The following is a 15,967-nucleotide window of genomic DNA, read 5'->3' on the forward strand; positions in this document are numbered from 1 at the left end:
GCATCTTCCTCTGGCTCACCCGGTGATCCGAACGAAAGTCCCCAGCTGTACGGGCCCGGGACCGGCCGAGCGACCCGGGCTTACGGTAGGCGTGCCGAGACCACCCCCGTACCCCCACCGCCGTACCGGAGAGCCGCAGCCGATGCCCGCGACGAAGACCCCACTGGACGCCGACGCCCCAGGGGGAGCCGCCGTGCCGCCGGCCGAGGCGGTGACGCCGCTGATCCGCGGGATCACCGTGCTGCGGCAGCTCACCGAGGCGGGCGGCACTCTGAGCCCGAGCGCGCTGGAACGGGCCACCGGCCTCGCCCGTTCCACGGTGGACCGGATCACGGCGACCCTCGAACGCATGGGGTACGTACGCCTCGACGGCCGGGACGTCGTGCTCGCGCCCCCCGTCATGGAACTGGGCAACGCCTACCTCGCCGCCCTCCGCCTGCCCGCCCTGCTGGACGCCCGCGCCGACGAACTGGCCGACGAACTCGACGAGTCGGTGTCCCTGGCGGTCGCCGACCGCGACGGCATCCGCTTCATCCACCAGGCCACCCGCCGCCGCGCGATGTCCCTCAGCTTCCGCATCGGCGACCTCCTCCCCGCCGAACGCACCGCCCCCGGCCCGCTGTTCGCCACCGACTGGACGGAACCGGACTGGACCCACTGGCGGGCGCGCCGGTCGGCGGACCCGGAGGACAGGGGCTTCCCGGCGGTACCAAGCAGGGACCGAACGGCCACACCGGCGGCCGAGGACTTCGTACGACGCTCCATCCTGGCCGGAACCGACGGCTACGCCCTGGACGACCAGCTGATCGAACCGGGCCTGGTGGCCGTCTCCGTACCGGTACGGGATCCGGCGACGGGCCGCGTGGTGTGCGCGGCGAACGTGGTGAGCCACACCAGCCGCCGCACGGTCGCCGATCTACGCGACACGCTCCTCCCCCGCCTGCGCGAAGCGGTGACGGCGATGGAAGCAGACCTGCGCGAGGCACCCCCGCCCGTACCCGGCCCACCCCCCTCCGACCTGGCCACCTGGACGACAGCGTCGAAGCACGAACTGGGCCGCGACTTCATCGAGTCCCTGGCCCGCGGCCTCACGGTCCTGACCGCCTTCGGCGAGGGCCGCGCCTCCCTGACCCTGGCGGAGGTGGCGAAGGCGACCGGCCTGGCCCGGGCGACGGCCCGGCGGGCGCTGATCACATACGACCACCTGGGCCTGGTGGCGATGACCCCGGACGCCCGGACCTTCACCCTCACCCCACGAGTCCTGTCCCTCGGCTTCCCACCCCTCTCCCGCACGACCCTCCCCCACCTGGCGGCTCCCCACCTGCGCGCCCTGGCGGACCGGGTGGAGGAGTCGGCGGGCTTGGCGGTACTGACAGAACCGTCAGAACCGCAGTCGCCGGAACCAATGATCCAACTGACCGCCAGAGCCACCACACCCCGAGTCCTCTCCCCCGACATCACGGTGGGCACCCGCCTCCCGGCCCGCTCGACCTCCCTCGGCCGCGCCCTCCTGTCCGAGGTCACACCGCAGGGCTACGCCCTGGCCGACGAGGAACTCGAATCAGGCCTCCGCTCCATCGCGGTACCCATCCACGACCGCACGGGCCGAGTCATCGCCGCCATCAACCTCTCCACCCACGCGGCCCGCCGCACCCTCGCCGACTGCGTGACCGACCTCCTCCCCGCCCTGAAAACCACAGCCACCCACATCGAATCCGACCTCCACACCGCATCCCGCTTCACCCCCATCCCCCTGTCCTGACCCCCCACCCCCACCCCCGAGATCCGGTACGCTGACGCCTGTGGCCCACACAGCCACGATCCGCCTTCGTAGCTCAGGGGATAGAGCACCGCTCTCCTAAAGCGGGTGTCGCAGGTTCGAATCCTGCCGGGGGCACAACGCATTACCGCTCTGACCTGGGGCTTATCCCCCAGGGAGGGCTCCTACTCGGCCTCGGACTCCTCGTCCCGGGGCCGTTTGCGTGAGCGGACGGAGAGTTGATCTCCGAAATTTCTCCCAACGGATCAGCACCATCCGGCACGCACTCCGGGCCGGGATGCTCCGCTTTGTCGGGCTCGGCCTCCGCTTCGGGGGCGGTGTTCTCGGAGGTGGCGCGGGCGCGCGGGACGAACCGGGCTGCGGCCTCGGCGATCGCCAGGTCCGCTTCGGGGAGCAGGCTCGTGTACGTGTCGGCCGTGATGGTGATCGAGGAGTGGCCGAGCATCTCCTGGATGTCCGCGCCCTCGCCCCAACACTCGCCGAACTCACAGCCCGCCCGACCAAGGAGGAAGCCCGCCGCGTTCTCGCCAGCGACGTGCGAGTAGCTGTCCCGGATCACGCAGAGCGGATCCTCGCCGACCCGGCCTGGCCCGCGCTCGCCACCGTCCTCGCCGACGCTGAGGCTCGCGGGCATCAACCCCACCAACTCCTCAAGGAAGCCGCTGCCCAGCGCGAGCTGACTACCGCCCGCCACTTACCGGTCCGTGGCGATCTCCACCTGCCGAACTACGCCGTCACCGCGTTCGGCGAACGCCTGGACCGGCACGGCACCGAGCCAGGGTCACAGCCGTCCTCGCCTACGCGGACGGACACTCGGTCGGCTACGCCTACGGCAACACCATCGAGCACGGCGACCGGTACTGGCAGCGCACCAGCCCGACGCCGGCGGAGAAATACACCGGGCGTCCTGCCGTGGCCCTGAAGGAGATCGGCGTCCGGCCAGCTTGGAGGAAGACCGGCACCGCCCGGCGCATCCACAACACGCCCTCCTCGCCACGCGCGATGAACCGTACGTGACGCTCATCGTCAACCCGGCCGCTGGGGACGGAAAAGTCCATGCGCTCTACAAGTCGTGGGGGTACGAGGACATCGGGCAGAGCCAACCGTCACCGGCCTCACCAGTGCTCACCGTGATGATCCGCGCCAGCCACTGACGTCGACATCTTCGCCCTGCGACAAGCTCGGGAGTTGGCTGTTCGAGTCGGCGCCACCGCACGCCCGCATGCCAGCGGCCCGATGGTCGGCCTGGTTCAGCACGTGACGTCCCAACAGGAGATTCCGGCCCTCCGTGACGCGCCTGCCCTTACTGCCACGTGATGTTTTCCTACCGCCATGCTCACGAGGCTGGGGAGCAGCAGCATTCACCTTCTGGTGATCGACGTCGAGCCCTCCGTCCCTGACGCCTGCGGTGAGCAAGCCCTGCTTCGGGTCGAGGGACCGCTGATCCCCTCCGTCGTCACTGGTACGACGGTGGATTTTCAGTCGCGTGCCGAGGTAGAAGGCGGCGGCGCATGCGAGGAGTACGCCCACGGCCAGCAGGATGAGATCCCTGGTCTCATGGCCGGTGGCCGAGGCCTTACCGGCGATCGTGGAGTCGGTCGAACTCGGCGTCGCCCGGGCGGCGTTGAGCTCGGTGGTGGTGCTGGATGGCTTGGAACTCGGGTTGCCGGGCGTGGCCGCAGGGTCCGTTGTGGGCCTGGCGCCTTTGGACGTTGCCGAATTCGGGACGGCAGCGACCACGGATCCGGTCGTCTGATTCGCAGTGGTAGCGCCCGCCGATCCGGTCGTCCGGCTCGGAGCGCCCGGGGCGACGGATCCGGTTGTGCGCTTCGGAGTGGCGGAGGGCACCGAACTCGCTGTCGTGATGTCGAAGGACGTCACGACGTTGCTTTGGCCGGCGCTGAGGGTGCACGGCGCATCGGCTTGGAGCCACATGGTGCCCGCCGCGTTCTTCGCGAGGAGGTGAAGGGTGAGGCCGCCAGTTGTGATCGTCGCCTTGCCCGGGTGGTTGAACGTGGGCGTGGTCACGCTGGCGGTTGCCTTGACTTTGAAGGGACCGGACGCCGGTGCGGTGGTCTTGGTCATGCGGAACGGGACCGCGATGTCCAACTGCTGTTGCGGCGCGGCCACATGGGCCGATGCGTCCACCGTGCCCTCGATGGTTGACATGCCGGAGCTGGCAAGCCACTGCGTGAAGCTCGCGTTCACCTTCGCCACCGCGTTGACGGCGATGGTCCTGCTGGGACGGCCGACCACGATCGTGTCCGGGAGGTTCGCGGTGACCTCCGCCGTGAAGGACTGGTCGCCGGTCACAGGCGACGTACATGTATAGCCGAATGTTCGTGAAAGCTGTTGCGCGGCAGCCGTTCCGGCCCCGATGGCGCCCACCATCCCGCTTGCCGCTGTCAATGCCGTTGCGGCCCCAAGGATGATCCTCACCCTTGGCCTGCCACACCTGGTGCTCACGAGTTTGCCTCCGACCGTTACTCAGGTGTGCGATTACAGAACGACTCTGATGTTCCCGAGAGCCATCATGCTGCTCAGATCACGTGCTCAGTACCGGATCTGCGGCGCCCGGCTTGTGTTTATGCTTATCGATCTTCATGGTGCGGAGCACGTTCCTGGGCAAGCGTGATATCGCGTCATGGGGAAGTATTACTGCACGAATTGCTGACCGCGGGCACTGCTGTGACGCTACCCTGAAGGTTGACCATCTTGTGCCAGAAGGGGATTGCCCCTACATGTGGGAACAACTGTGCATCTGATTAAGGGGAGGGGTCCCTGTTGGTTGATGTCGACACCCTACTTCGCCAGATCGTGCCCGCTGTTGAAGCGGCGGTGGGTGCGTACGGCGTCGGCGTGCTGACCCGGGCCGAGGACGAGGCGGCCGGAGAGACGGTACGGCTGGGGCAGCGGCTGCTCGCTCACATCCTGCGCCGTGGCGCCAACGCCGCGTCGGTTGAGGCCGCCGTCACCGACCTGGCGGGGACGAATGAGGACCCGGACGCACTGGCCGCACTGCGCTTGCAGATCAAGAAGGCCTTGAGGGACGACCCGCTGTTCGCCGCGGAGTTGTCGGCGATACTGCCTGAGCGCCCAGCCGTGCAAGCCACCGGCACGCGCAGCGTGGCCATCGGCGGGGACAACGAGGGGATCGTCTCCACTGGCGATGGCGCAAAGATCATCTCTGACGGTAAGCGCCGCACCGGGTCCGCAGGAGACAACTCCCATCGTGCTCACCTCTGACCAGCCGGGCGGCGAACGATCGATCTCGACCGCGGGGAATGTCTCGGGCATTGCGAATACCGGCGACAACCCGGTTATCGTGCAAATCAACGGAGTGGCCTCCGCCGAGAGTGTGCTGGCCGAACTGGTCGCTCGACTCGAGCGTGAAGTGCGCGTCGAGCGCCGCCCCGTTGACGAGGAGCTGGCCAAAAAGGCCGATCAGCTCGCGAACAGGGTCCTACCACGCTTGCGGGATGAGGTGGAGCAACTGCGGTTGCGGGATCGGGCCTCGCTGCCTGTGCACTGGCGGCCGGCGTTCGGGAGAGCGCCCGGCGGCGGGGAAGACACCCGCAATGCCCCGAGCGGGGCAGCGGGTGGTCCCCTGCTGAGCCTGGCCGGTCAACTGGCCGAGATCACGGCGAAGTCCCGCTGGCTGATGGTGCTGGGGCGGGAAGGATCAGGGAAGAGTGTCCTGGCCCTGCAATTTGCGCTGAACCGTTTGGAAGCGCGCTCTCACGACCGCAAAGGGCCGGTTCCGGTGGTCTTCAGTCTCGGATCATGGAACCTTGACACTGTCTCGTTACGGAAATGGTTGATCGGCCGGTTGGAGCGGGATCAGCCCTTTCTCGCCGAGGTCGGCCCCATCGGGACGACATGGGCCGAGGCACTGGTAGATGCGGACTACGTGCTGCCGATTCTGGACGGGTTCGACGAGATCGTTGTCCGTCTGCGCACAAAAGCGCTGAATCAACTCAACAGCAGCACCCGACCGCTGGTGGTGACCAGTCGCCGGGACGCGATCGAAGATGTCATGGAGAACAGCAATGTTGCGCCCTCCGCCGCCGCCATTGAACTGGTCGACCTCAGCTTGGACGAATCCGTAAAATACCTGCACGAGGTCACCGGTGCGAGCCCTGCCGACGCTACGGATATCTCCGCCAAGCACGGGTGGACCTACGTCCTGGGCGAGTTGAGCCGCCGTCCCCACACCCGGGCCAGTGCCAATCTCGCCTCCGTGCTGACCACGCCCTTGATGGCCACACTTGCCCGGTTCGCCTACGAGTCCGAACTGTCCAGCCGTGACCCGTCGGACCTGCTGAACACCGAGAAATTCGATACCCAGGACGCCCTTGAGAAGCACCTCCTGGACTTCTTCATCCGCACCGCCTACGAGCGCATTCTCGACAACAAGCCCGCAGAAGGGGAAGGAGGAGGAGAGGAAGACCGACGCTGGGACGAAGAACGCGCCCGGCACTGGCTCGGCTACCTTGCCGTACATCTGACGAAGCGCGGTACGCCCGACATCGAGTGGTGGCAGCTGGGCACTGCCATGAAGCTGCGCTGGAGAATGCTGCAGGTCGGCGTCACGGTCGGAATCGCCTCCGGTCTCGTGGCCGGACTCGTTTACGGGGCCGAAGAGGCGCTCGTGTACGGGCCCACTTACGGGCTCATGGTGGCAGGTCTCACCGGCCTGGCGAACGGGGCCGGGGTGGGGCTGACCTTCGGGCTCATGCATGGGTTCGTCACGAAGATGAAGGCCGGCGGACCGACGTTCGAACCGTCGCGCATGGAGATCAGGCTTCATAGCTGGACGGAGGAGGGGACGGGGGCAGGACTGCGGAAGAGCTTCCGCCCCAGAGTCATGGGCGGGCTCGCCGGCGGTCTCCTGTTCGGGCTCCTGTGGGCGCTCGGAGGCGCGGCCCTCAGTGCCCTCCGGGGCTCCCCCTGGCCCGTGATCGGGCGGCTTGCGGGGGTGCTGCTCATGGGAGGGACCGGCCTGGGGCTCGTGCTGGGCCTCATCGCCGCTCTCGGAGCCGGGTTCGAGACGGTCATCAAGAGAGAGGAGCTCGTCGTCCCTTCGCTCCTGTTGGACACGAGCCGCGCCACGGTGCTCAAGCAGATCATCACTGTCGGGCTCGTGATCTGGGCCGGGTACGGGGCCGTGTTCGGGCTCATGTCGAACAGCGCCTTCGCCGGACTCGGGGCCGGACTGGTGGCCGGATCCATGGTCGCGCTCGGGGTCGGCACAATGACTGCTTGGGGGCGTTGGGTAGTCCTGGCCCAGATCTGGCTTCCCCTGGCGGGGCGGTTGCCGAGGGACCTGAATGCGTTCCTGCAGGACTCCTACGCGCGAGGCGTTCTGCGCCGGGAAGGCGCGGTTTACCAATTCCGCCACGCGCGGCTCAAAGAGCACCTAAGCGATGCCTACCAGAATTGAGCACCCAGCGGCATGCGCCGCGCGGATGACAAAGCTTGGCGCGGCGCTCGCGGACTTCGATGCCCCCGCCGCGATCCCCGGCTTCGCCGGAACGCCTGGCGCGCTATGAACTCCTAACGGAATGATCTTCAGGGTGGTTGGATCACTCCGGGATCGATAAGCCGATCCCTTTACGCCCTCGGAAGCACCCGCACCCGCGGCCGAGACCGACTCCCAGGCCGGCATGGACCGGCCCGCGCCCGAACCGTAGGCCCAGACCGGGCCCCCACCGGGGCCCGGGTCGATCGCGCTCCTGTCGGAAGGGTTACGCCTGGCCGGAGCTCAGGGCGGTTTCCGCGTCCTGGCCGCCCCAGCTGTCGGGGGTGCGCCACAGGACGTGGACGCCGAAGACGCCGTACAAGGTGTCGGCCGACCAGTCCTCGGCGGGCGGTTCGGAGAGCACCAGGTAGAGGCGGTCGGCAGGAGCGGGCAGGGTGTGGTTGATCTCCAGGAGGCGGGTGGCTCCCGAGCGGAGGTCGGCGTAGGTGGAGCGGCCGGCACCGAGAACCTCGTAGAGGAAGTGGCCGTCTTCCGCGATGCGGCTGACATCGATGACCGGGGAGTCGGTCGGCTGCAGGTCCGCCCAGAGCAGGGCCGCCTTGAGAGCGTGGCGCACCGCCTCGTGCTTTTTGCATGTGCGGTCGGCGGCCGCCGCGGTCTCCAGCGAGTGCAGAAGCCCCTTCGTAGGCGCCGGCGTGGCGGGCATGTGTTCGGCGGAGGTCATGGGCTCGGCTTCCTTCTGCTCGGACTGCTGTTCAGCGGCGGCGGGTGCATGGTCGGTTTCGGGTTCGTCCATGGCGGCCCGGCGGTGCTGGAGCGCCTCCCGGGCTTCGTCCAGGGCCTGGGCCCAGCCGGCGCGTGCCAGGTCCTCCTGGAGTCGGTTCACGTCCAGGTTGTTGTCCTTGAGCATGCGGTTGGTGTGCGCCGCGAGGTCGCGCAGGAGGCTGAGGCGGTGCTTGTCCGGGAATCCGAGCACCCGGCGCACGTCCACCCAGTCCGCCTGGTCGCGGCGGAGGACGCGGTTGGCCATGCCCTTGAGCTCGGAGAGACGATCACGGGCGTTCTCAGGAATGGTTCCGTCGCCGTTGGTCAGGTCGTCGAAGACGCCGAGCGCCGCCACGTAGCGTTCCGCCATTCTGGGCGAGATGGGCTGGCGACCACGCTGGTCCCTGGTGAGCAGGCAGTGGTTCGTCTCGTGGGCGAACACCCAGCAGTCCAGTTCCTCGCCGGGACGCGGGGGCACCGAGCCGTGGCGGACGGTCAGGACCAAGGGGACGTCGGTCGCGGGGGACAGGGCCTTGACCCGGTAGCGGCCGCCAGGTGTCCGGCCGGTCACGCGGACTCGGATGTCGGTGCCGATCTCGGGGACGTCACCGTCTGCCATGCGTGTTTCGCCTTCGGTCGGTGCTGGTTCGGTACTGCTGCCGTCGGTGTTCGTGAGGGCCTCCGGGAGCGGGGAGGTGTGCAGGACGGTCAGGCTCTGGGTGCTGCGGGTGAGCGCGACGTACAGCTGGCGCAGGCCCGCCGGGCCGCGGTCGGCGATGGTGGCGGGTTCGACGACGAGGACGTGGTCGTACTCCATGCCCTTGGCCTGGGTGGCAGCCAGCACGGACACCGCCTCGCGTTCCTGCTCGGTGATGCCGTCGGCCAGGTCCAGGTGGCGGCTGATCTCGTCGAGCCAGCCGGAGTCGTCGGGGACGATGACCGCCACGGAGCGCAGGGTGTGTCCGTCGCTGGTGCCGATGAGGCGGGTGGCCTGGGCCACGGTGTCGTCGAGGAGTTTCCACGGCTCGGTCGCGACCGTCCGTACGGCGCCCTCGCCCACCGCGCGCACGGCCTGCGGGTACGGCAGTGTGGGGGCGATGGTACGGGCGAGGGGGGCGACGAACTCCATGATTTCGGCCGGCACGCGGTAGCTGGTGGTCAGCTCGGCCACGCGCCAGTCGCCGTGGTCGGACAGGAGGGTTCCGAGGCGGTCCCAGTCGGTGTGGGTGTGAGGGCCGGTGGCCTGGGCAAGATCGCCGAGGATGGTCATGGAGCCGTGCGCCGCGGAGCGCCGGCGCAGGGAGCGGGCCTGCATGGGTGTCAGGTCCTGTGCCTCGTCGACGACGATGTGCCCGTACCGTTGCGGGGTCTCCCCGGTGATGAGATACCGCAGTTCTTCGAGGCAGACGTGGTCGTCGAGCGTCCAGGGATCGGCGTCGGCCTTGTCAGCGCGAGGGCGGTGCACAGCGGCCTGCTCCGCGGCGTCGAGAATGCCTTCGGAGCAGGTACGCAGGAGATCTTCCGAGTCGTAGAGGCTGCGGAGGGCTTCCCTGGCGCCCGGTGATGGCCAGACACGTTCGATCAGGCGCTCGACTTGACGGTTGCGTTCCAGGTCGCGGCGGATCGTGTCGTCGCGGCTGCGGCGAGGGGCGACGGCAACGAGTTCCCGCAGCAGGCGGTCGACGAGCAGGCCGCGGAAGCGATCGCGGCGCTCACGGTAGGAGCCATCGCCTTGGCGCAGGTCCTCGAGGAGGGCGAGCACCTCGGAGCGCGGGACACGCAGGGTCGTGCTGCCGACGGTGACGGTGAGCTCCGGCTTGGCCCCGTCGTAAGAGGGAGTGGTGGTGAACTCGTCGACGGCCTCGGGACGGCACTCGATCTCGACGCGCCGCCGCAGGACGGCTGCCATACGCTCGTCGGACTTCACCACCCGCGCCTGGGGGGTGTCGGTGCCGAGGATCTCGCCGTCCCACAGGCGGGTCACCTGCACGGCGTTGACGTTCCGGGTGCCGAGCGTGGGCAGCACCTGGCTCACGTAGTCCAGGAACCGCTGATGGGGGCCGACGACGAGGACGTCCTGGGCTTTGAAGTGCCCGTTGTTGACGAGCCAGGTCACGCGGTGCAGGCCGACCGCCGACTTGCCGGTACCCGGGCCGCCCTGCACGACGAGGATGTCCGACGGCGAACCGGTGACCAGGGCCATCTGGTCACGGCGGATCGTCTCGACGATGTCCCGCATGCTGCCGCTGCGAGAGCGCTGAAGCTCGCGCAGGAGGAAGTCGTCGGGCTGCTGGGGCTTTTGGCGATGGAGGCGGGCGATGTCGGCAGGGGTGAGGACGGGCGGCCGTGCCTTTTCCGGCTGTTGTACGTCGGTGGCGGAGTCCGCCGCCGCAGCCTCCGGACCGGCGTCGTCCGCGGTCGGCCGCGGGGCGGGGACGGCGACGGAGATGTCGTCGGCATAGCCTTCGACGACGCGCCGCGTGCAGTGCAGCCGCCGCCGCAGGAGCACCTCCCCCGGAGCGTCCGGCAGCGCGTCGAGCCACTTCTTCGCGAGCGCGTTGGTCCACTCCACGACGACGGTGTCGCGGGTGTGGACGTCGGAAACAGCACGCCGGCCGACGTACCAGGTATCGGGCTCCCCACCGGGGCCGTCCTGCACGTCTACGCGACTGATGACCAGCGATGCGTTGCCGAGACCTCCGTACGCCGCGGCTCGCTCCTCGGCCGCGAGACGGTTGGCGACGCTGTCCTTGCCGCTCGCGGAGGCCGAGGCGACCGACCCCCCGGTCAGTTCGGCCAGCCGCGCGGCGTAGCACTCGTAGGCGCGGTCCACCGCCTTCTGCTCGATGGCGATGATCTCGTCGCGCGTGGTGGTACCCATGTGTATCCCCTCCCTCGCAGTGCCCCGAAGGGTGCTGCGCCGGGCATGCGCCCGTACACCGGTGAAATAACATGCAGAGGCCATCTGGTGACAAGCGGTCGGACGGCCGGAGGTGGGATCGGCCGGGTCAGGCAGCGGCCATGCCCGGCTGCCGGCCGGAGCTGAGAGGGCGCAGGATCCGCGCCTCTTCCTTGCGGGCGGCGGAGGCGGAGACGCGGCCGGTGGCGCGCCGGACGGCGAGGCCGGCGAGGGCGTCGGCCGTTTCGTTGAGGTCATGTCCGATGTGGCCCTTGAGCCAGCGGACCTGGAAGCGGTCGCGATGGGGCAACAGGCGGTCCAGGAGTTCCCTGCCCTCGGGGAAGAGGACGGTGCGGTGGGCGGCTGCCGGATCGGCGCTCGTCAGGGCCAGGTTCACTGCCCCGACGGCCTCGGTGCTGTCGCACAGGACGAGTACGAGGGCTTCCGGGTGGCGGCCCAGGAGACTGAGGGCGGCCTGGCAGATGCCGATGATCTCGGCCTCGCCGCTGCTCGAGGCCATGGAGTCGCCGTATCCGGTTGTTCCGTCCTCGGCGGCCCAGCCGTAGCCGCACCGTGCGGATTCGTCGCCGACCGCGGCGTCGGCGACGGCCACCGCGGCGCGGCTGGGGAAGTCGTCGAGGATGGCGTAACGCTCCTTGTAGCCGGGGGCGAAACCCTCCGAACCGCCGCCGTCGCCGTCCTGCGACGTGTCGGCGGATGCGTTCTCGGTGAGGAGGGCGGCGAGGGTGCGGTGGCACCGCGGGCAGCCGTCGGCCCGTGCGTCGCAGTCGGCCTGGTGCTCGGTGGCCAGGCGGCAGGCCCGCTGCCACAACTCGGGCTCGTCGGCGGCGAAGCGTATGAGAGCTGCGGCGCGGCACTGCGCGATGAGCTCCGCGAAGGGCCCAGCGGCCGCATGGGCCCGGATCCGGTCATGAAGATCGGCGATCCGGTGCTTGGCCTCGCGGGCGCGGGCCGCGAGGATCGCGGCGTCCTGGTAGGCGTCGTCGAGCGCGTCGAGTTGGACACGGCGGGCGGTGAGAGGACGGGCGAGCACCTGGCGTTCGGCCTGGGCGATGGCGTAGCGGCCCCAGGCCAGGGCGGTGCGGGCATGCCGGCCCCACCGTTCGACCACCGCGTCGTGCGCGAGGTGCGGGTTCTCCCCCTCCCGGGCGTCGCGCAGGAGAACCTGGACGAAGGCGTCGTCATGGCACTCCAGCAGTTCGCGGACGGCTACCGGCAGTTCGGCGGCTGCCGAGTCCCGTTCCCAAGCCCACAGGGCGAGATCGTTGTCCGGCTCCCGCACATCGGCGGCCGTCGATCCGCGGTCGAGGAGTTCCTCCCGCAGGGCCCGGCCGTACGCTTCCGGGTCCGCGGCGCGCGCCACGCGCAGCTCGAGCGGCTCCAGCGGGGGCCTACGACGATCGGCGATGCGACGCGCACGCTGCTCCTTGCACACGGCATCCGCCTCGGACCGTGCCCGGCGCACCCTGCGTGCGTGCTCGCGCAGGTGTCGCAGCCGGTGGGGTGCCGGCAGTCCTGAGAGCTCGGTGCGCCTGATGTCCCCACGGGCGAGGACGTCGGCGTGGGCCAGGGCGATGGCGATGGGCCCGGCGAGCGAAGGGTGGGCCAGGGCCGCGGTGGTCTCCGGGGAAGCCATGCCGTTCATGCGTGCGAGGACGGCGTCCTGCAGCGCGGTGAAGTCTTCGGCGAAGTGGTGGACCAGCTCGGTGTGCGTGGCGATCGTCACGGTGACCTTCCAAGTCACGAGCGGGGTAACCGGTATGGACTGTGGGGGTGTTGCGCCCGGCCGGAACGAGTGGGCGGGCGTGGGCGCTGCCGCCGAGCATCTCGGCACGGGCTCCGGCTACGACATCAGTAGTTGCCGTTGCTGAGGATCTCGCCGTCGGCGTTGTAGACGGTGACCAGGCCGTTCTTGCTGGCCTTGCCCCGGCCGGCCTGGAAGTCCGCGAAGGCGGAGGCGAGCAGCTTGGCGTTGCCGGCGTCCGCGCTGATCATGTCCCCGGTGTAGTCCGTGTAGATGTCGGCCGTGTCGATGATGTCGTTGTTCTTGTCGGCGCCCTGGACCTTGGTGACGTGCGCCGCGGCCTCCCGCGTCTTCGCGGACTCGTGCTTCTTCACGTACGCCTTGAAGGCGTCGACGGTGGACTGCTGGGGCGCGGTGGTCTTGGAGGAGCCGGTGCCCTTGGAGGACCCACTGCCCTTGGAGGAGCCGGTGCCCTTGGAGGAGCCGGTGGACGCGGCGGAGGACGCGGCGCCGGCCGAGGAGTCGTCCGAGCCGGACCCCGCCACGGACGCGATGCCACCGATCACGATCACGGCCAGGACACCGAGGCAGCCCAGCTTGGCCTTGGACCGCTTCTTCGGCGGCACGGGAGGCTGCGGGTAGCCCGGCTGCTGCGGGTAGCCCGGCTGCTGCGGGAATCCGGGCTGCTGCGGGAATCCGGGCTGCTGCGGGTAGCTCGGCTGCTGCGGGGGCTGGGTGGTCATCTGGGTTCCTCCCTGTTGCGATGCGCGATGTGCGATGGCCGTGAGTGGAGAGATCCGATGCGCGCCGCGAACTCAACAGAGCATCCCGGCCGCCGCTTCCACTCGGAAGCGGGACTAGATAAGCACAGCACTGAAAGCACCGTCAATCAGCTTCACGGACTTGACGGCCGTTGTAGTGTGTTAACCGTTCCCTGTCCGACTGGCCCGAGAGGTGCGGAACCCCACGCCATGCCCCAGCAGCCACCAGCCCAACTGGCGCCCTCAGCGCACGTGACAGCCGCCGAGATCTCCCGCATCGCAGGGGTCACGCGCGCCACCGTCAGCAACTGGCGCCGCCGCCACGACGACTTCCCGGCCCCCAGCGCAGGCACGGAGACCAGCCCGCTCTACGACCTTCAGGCCGTCCAGGCATGGCTGCGCGGACGCGGGCACACCTCCACCGCCTCGCCGACCGAGGAACTGCGCACGGCGCTACGGCTACTGGGACCCGGCTCGGAGGTGACCGCACGACTGTTCCCGCTGGTGGCCGCCGCGTCCCGCCGCACACCGGAGGAGCTGGCCGAACTCGCCGCCCTGCACGACGACCAGCTGATCGCCCGAGCGGAGAAGACCGCGGGCGAGCTCCCGGTGGCCGTGCCCGAGGCCGAGCCGTTCCGCTACGGCCCGGACGACGCGGGCGTGCTCCGCGCGCTGCTGGGTTGCGTCCGTGAGGCGGGGGCACAGGCCGCCGTCGACGTCCTCGCCGATCGCGAACTGGACGAGAGCGCCGCCAGCGGCGTCTACCAGACCCCGGAGGGCCTGGCCCTGCTCATGGCACGGCTCCTGCCCACCGGCGCGTCCCGCGTCCTCGACCCCGCCTGCGGCAGCGGCACGCTCCTCGCCGCCGCCGCCCGGCAGGGCGCACAGGAGCTGTACGGGCAGGACTCGCTCCCCGTCCAGGGCCGGCGCACCGCGGTCCGGCTGCTGCTCGCCGCGCCCGAGGCCGAGACGGCGATCCGCGTCGGCGACAGCCTGCGCGCCGACGCCTTCCCCGACGTCACCGTGGACGCCGTCCTGTGCAACCCGCCGTTCGCCGACCGCGATTGGGGTCACGACGAGCTGGCCTACGACCCGAGGTGGGCGTACGGACTCCCGCCGCGCTTCGAATCCGAACTGGCCTGGGTGCAACACGCTCTCGCGCACCTGGAGCCCGGCGGCCACGCGGTCATGCTGCTGCCGCCCGCGCTCGCCTTCCGCTCCTCCGGCCGCCGCATCCGCGCGGAACTCATCCGCAGCGGGGCCCTGCGCGCCGTCGTCTCACTCCCGGCCCGGGCCGCGTATCCGCTCCACATCGGCCTGCAGATCTGGGTGCTCCAACGCCCCGAGCCGGGCGACACGGACCGTACGACGGTGCTGTTCGTCGACGGCGAGGGCGAACAGCGGGACGGCGCCACGGGCACGCCGTCCGCCACCGACACGGCCACGGCCGGCGCCGGCACCCGCGGCGGCTCACGCCCCCGCCAGTCCCGCTCCTCCTCTTCCGCCGCCCCCTCTGCCTCGTCCGCCTCTGCCTCCTCCTTCGACTGGGCGGGGCTGACCGACCGGGTCCTCGACCAGTGGGCCGCGTTCACCACCGCACCCGACACCTACGCCGACGAGCCCGGCGTCGCCCGCGCGGTGCCGCTCGTCGACCTCCTCGACGACGTCGTAGACGTAACCCCGGCCCGCCATGTGCGGGCGACCGCGGCCGACATCGACCCGGCCGCCCTGTCCCGCCGCGTCCACGACCTGCACGGCCAACTGGCCGACCAGGTCGCCGCCTTGGCAGCCGCCTCCGCGTCCGGCGGGTGGCAGCCGTCCGGGGCCTCGGCCCGCGAGTGGCGTACGGCGACCGTCTCCGACCTGGCACGCGGCGGGGCCCTGACCGTGCTGCGGGCGGCGACGCCCGGCACACGTGGCTCCAAGGGCGGCGCCGCCCCCACCGTGGACCGGCCGGTCATCACCGCCCAGGACATCTCCGCCGGAAACCCCCCGTCCAGCGGGACCGTTGACATCCACGCGGACGCCACGCACCCCGTCGCCGCCGGGGACGTCCTCGTACGCGCCGTCGCGGGCGGCGGCGACGCGGCCGCGATGACCCGGGTCGCGGACGACCAGGACGCCGGAGCCCTGCTCGGTCCGCACATCCACCTCCTGCGCCCCGACCCGGCCCGCCTCGACCCGTGGTTCCTGGCCGGGTTCCTCGGCGCCGAGGACAACATCGCCTCCGCGTCCACCGGCTCCACCCTCGTGCACGTCACACCGGGCCGCCTGCGCGTACCGCTGCTGCCCCTGGAGGAGCAGCGGCGCTACGGGGAGGCCTTCCGCCGCGTGTACGAGCTGCGCGCGGCCGTCCGCCGAACCGCCGACCTCGCCGCCGACACCGCGGCCACCCTCACCACCGGCCTCACCGCCGGCGTACTCCTGCCACCGGACACCCCGGACAGCCGTTCCGCCTGAAACGCCCAACAAGTCCCACCGCACACGACCACACTGGATCCCTGCCGTCCCACGC

At 70.1% G+C, this 15,967-nt stretch carries 8 protein-coding genes, 1 tRNA gene and 2 pseudogenes; 7 read left to right on the plus strand and 4 right to left on the minus strand.

Features of this window, described 5'->3' with window-relative positions; genetic code table 11:
* The first annotated feature begins 142 nt into the window (after positions 1 to 142).
* The 4 genes and pseudogenes from ACWGJM_RS00720 to ACWGJM_RS00735 all read left to right on the plus strand — a co-directional run bounded on the left by ACWGJM_RS00720 (position 143) and on the right by ACWGJM_RS00735 (position 2,934).
* Positions 143 to 1,762 carry an IclR family transcriptional regulator domain-containing protein gene (locus ACWGJM_RS00720; protein ID WP_453409487.1) on the plus strand — a complete coding sequence of 540 codons (1,620 nt, stop codon included), beginning with the start codon at positions 143 to 145 and terminating at the stop codon, positions 1,760 to 1,762.
* Between the two features lie 62 nt (positions 1,763 to 1,824).
* Positions 1,825 to 1,897, plus strand: a tRNA-Arg gene (locus ACWGJM_RS00725).
* 340 nt (positions 1,898 to 2,237) lie between these two features.
* A pseudogene (locus tag ACWGJM_RS00730) lies at positions 2,238 to 2,471 on the plus strand (mobilization protein); the annotation flags it as partial.
* Positions 2,457 to 2,934, plus strand: a pseudogene (locus ACWGJM_RS00735) (GNAT family N-acetyltransferase). The pseudogenes ACWGJM_RS00730 and ACWGJM_RS00735, both read left to right, overlap by 15 nt.
* Here ACWGJM_RS00735 and ACWGJM_RS00740 read toward each other — a convergent pair.
* A complete protein-coding gene (locus ACWGJM_RS00740; protein ID WP_453409488.1) occupies positions 2,906 to 4,219 on the minus strand; it encodes a DUF6801 domain-containing protein in 1,314 nt (437 codons plus the stop codon). The pseudogene ACWGJM_RS00735 and the gene ACWGJM_RS00740 overlap by 29 nt on opposite strands.
* 345 nt (positions 4,220 to 4,564) lie before the next feature.
* On the opposite strand from ACWGJM_RS00740, the gene ACWGJM_RS00745 reads away from it, so the two are divergent.
* Both ACWGJM_RS00745 and ACWGJM_RS00750 read left to right on the plus strand, forming a co-directional pair.
* A complete protein-coding gene (locus ACWGJM_RS00745) occupies positions 4,565 to 5,026 on the plus strand; it encodes a hypothetical protein (RefSeq protein ID WP_453409489.1) in 462 nt (153 codons plus the stop codon).
* Positions 5,013 to 7,223: an NACHT domain-containing protein gene (locus ACWGJM_RS00750; RefSeq protein ID WP_453409490.1), complete on the plus strand. Its 2,211-nt coding sequence runs from the start codon at positions 5,013 to 5,015 to the stop codon at positions 7,221 to 7,223. The genes ACWGJM_RS00745 and ACWGJM_RS00750 overlap by 14 nt, the downstream gene beginning before the upstream one ends.
* A gap of 304 nt (positions 7,224 to 7,527) precedes the next feature.
* Here ACWGJM_RS00750 and ACWGJM_RS00755 read toward each other — a convergent pair whose 3' ends face one another.
* From ACWGJM_RS00755 to ACWGJM_RS00765, 3 genes are all read right to left on the minus strand, one after another.
* Complete coding sequence (locus ACWGJM_RS00755; RefSeq protein WP_453409491.1) at positions 7,528 to 10,908, minus strand: HelD family protein; 3,381 nt, start codon at positions 10,906 to 10,908, stop codon at positions 7,528 to 7,530.
* A 127-nt stretch (positions 10,909 to 11,035) separates the two neighbouring features.
* Positions 11,036 to 12,673: an RNase H family protein gene (locus tag ACWGJM_RS00760; RefSeq protein ID WP_453409492.1), complete on the minus strand. Its 1,638-nt coding sequence runs from the start codon at positions 12,671 to 12,673 to the stop codon at positions 11,036 to 11,038.
* Positions 12,674 to 12,798: 125 nt separating this feature from the next.
* Positions 12,799 to 13,434, minus strand: coding sequence for a hypothetical protein (locus tag ACWGJM_RS00765; protein WP_453409493.1), 636 nt, complete (start codon positions 13,432 to 13,434; stop codon positions 12,799 to 12,801).
* A gap of 270 nt (positions 13,435 to 13,704) precedes the next feature.
* Here ACWGJM_RS00765 and ACWGJM_RS00770 point away from each other — a divergent pair, with 270 nt between their 5' ends.
* Positions 13,705 to 15,912: an N-6 DNA methylase gene (locus ACWGJM_RS00770; RefSeq protein ID WP_453409494.1), complete on the plus strand. Its 2,208-nt coding sequence runs from the start codon at positions 13,705 to 13,707 to the stop codon at positions 15,910 to 15,912.
* The last annotated feature ends 55 nt before the right edge of the window (positions 15,913 to 15,967 follow it).

It is taken from the genome of Streptomyces sp. NPDC054834, from assembly GCF_053611185.1.

Bases quoted from the DNA above. Each gene is read 5' to 3' on its own strand.
- ACWGJM_RS00765 (WP_453409493.1), bottom strand. From the start codon at position 13,434: ATGACCACCCAGCCCCCGCAGCAGCCGAGCTACCCGCAGCAGCCCGGA.
- ACWGJM_RS00755 (WP_453409491.1), bottom strand. From the start codon at position 10,908: ATGGGTACCACCACGCGCGACGAGATCATCGCCATCGAGCAGAAGGCG.
- ACWGJM_RS00720 (WP_453409487.1), top strand. From the start codon at position 143: ATGCCCGCGACGAAGACCCCACTGGACGCCGACGCCCCAGGGGGAGCC.